At 50.8% G+C, this 1,410-nt stretch carries 1 protein-coding gene; it reads left to right on the top strand.

The features are described 5' to 3' along the window. The coding region (locus KBW69_RS23345) for a C2H2-type zinc finger protein (RefSeq protein ID WP_257282532.1) at positions 1–1,239 on the top strand (1,239 nt) is incomplete at its 5' end. Positions 1,240–1,410 lie beyond the last annotated feature (171 nt).

The raw sequence follows: 1,410 nt of genomic DNA, 5'->3' as shown, positions 1-1,410 counted from the left end.
AGCACAACCGGCCGATCATTAACATTAAATCAACCTCTTGCGAAAAAACAAAGGCAGGCAGGCTCCAAAAAATACCGATGTGATCACCCCGGTTGTGAAAAATCACTTGGCTCTGAAGCCTCATTGAGGACTCACAAAAGTCAATATCACACCGGAGAGCAAACCTGCCATGAGTGCCAGAAGACCCTGTCAAACGCGAAAGCCTTGTCGGATCACAAAAGGCAATGTCACACCGGAGAGCGAATCTGCCCTGAGTGCCACAAGACCCTGCCAAATGCACAAGCCCTGTCGGTTCACAAAAGAAAAGATCATACCCCAGAGCAAACCTGCCCTGAGTGCCAGAAGACCCTGCCAAACGCGAAAGCTCTGTCGGATCACAAAAGGAACTATCACACCGGAGAGCGAACCTGTCCTGAGTGCCAGAAGACCCTGCCAAACTCACAAGCTATGACGTATCACAAAAGAAAAAATCACACCGGAGGGCAAACCTGCCCTGAGTGCCAGGAGACCCTGCCAAACGGGAAAACCCTGTCGGCTCACAAAAGAAAAGATCACACCGGAGGGCAAACCTGCCTTGATTGCCAGAAGACCCTGCCAAATGCTCAAGCTCTTTCGGTTCACAAAAGTGGATATCACACCGGAGAGCAAGCCTGCCCTGAGTGCCAGAAGACCCTGCCAAATGCTCAAGCCCTGGCGAATCACAAAAGAAAAGAACACACTCCAGAGCAGACCTGCCCTGAGTGCCAGAAGACCCTGCCAAACGCGAAAGCCCTGTCGGTTCACAAAAGTCTATATCACACCGGAGAGCAAACCTGCCCTGAGTGCCAGAAGACCCTGCCAAACGCTCAAGCCCTGTCGGATCACAAAAGAAAATATCATACCCCAGAGCAAAGCTGCCCTGAGTGCCAGAAGACCTTGCCAAACGCTCGAGCCTTGTCGGATCACAAAAGAAAAGATCATACCGGAGAGCAAAGCTGCCCCGAGTGCCAAAAGACCCTGCCAAACGCGAAAGCCCTGTCGGCTCACAAAAGAAAAGATCACACTCCACAGCAAACCTGCCCTGAGTGCCAGAAGACCCTGCCAAACGCTCAAGCCCTGACGGATCATAAAAGAAAAGATCATACCGGAGAGCAAACCTGCCCTGAGTGCCAGAAGACCCTGCCAAGCGCTCGAGCCTTGTTGGATCACAGAAGGCAACACCGAAAACGAAAGCTTGATGATGCAAAGTCAAGTGATTGATTTTGCTTGTCACAGACTCAGAAGGGAAAGGTACTGCAAACGTCTGGGCATGATCTGAAGTGCAATGTTCACGTCCATCTGTCTATCACCTGTGGCGGGTCAACCTTATTCTTTCGTCTATCCTCACTGCTCCTATCCGAAGAAAAAAAGGATAGAACCATTAAAAGCCTA

The organism is Endozoicomonas sp. ISHI1 (assembly GCF_024606225.1).
In the GTDB taxonomy this organism is placed as follows: domain Bacteria; phylum Pseudomonadota; class Gammaproteobacteria; order Pseudomonadales; family Endozoicomonadaceae; genus Endozoicomonas_A.
This window is presented reverse-complemented; position numbering and strand designations above follow the sequence as displayed.